Source organism: Serratia sp. PGPR-27 (genome assembly GCF_022678525.1).
Taxonomy (GTDB): Bacteria; Pseudomonadota; Gammaproteobacteria; order Enterobacterales; family Enterobacteriaceae; genus Serratia; species Serratia nematodiphila.
Genome location: NZ_JALBYS010000092.1, coordinates 1 through 268, shown reverse-complemented (window position 1 = coordinate 268; position 268 = coordinate 1). Strand labels below are relative to the sequence as shown.

1 protein-coding gene is annotated in these 268 nt (G+C 58.2%); it reads right to left on the bottom strand.

From position 1 onward, the window contains the following. Positions 1–268, bottom strand: a 268-nt coding sequence (locus tag MMS95_RS24150; protein ID WP_242142437.1) for a tyrosine-type recombinase/integrase, incomplete at both ends; no start/stop codon positions are given.

Below are 268 nucleotides of genomic sequence, written 5' to 3'. Positions count from 1 at the left end.
CGTATACCGGGCCACTTCGTTGAGTGTGCGGTGTCCAAGAACGGCTGCGATTTCCTTCGCCGTACATCCAGCCTCAGCGAGGCGTCTACCTGCCGCTTTCCGCAAGCCATGAGGTGATTTGCCGATGAGGCCCGCTTCTTTGGTAGCTGCTCGAAACCAGTTGCCAAAGCCGTCCACGGAAAAGGGTTTGCCATTAGAGGTCGTGAGGAAGGTCAGCCCGTCGTGCTGGGCGATCTCATGGGCCAACTCGTCAATCAAGGGGATGGTC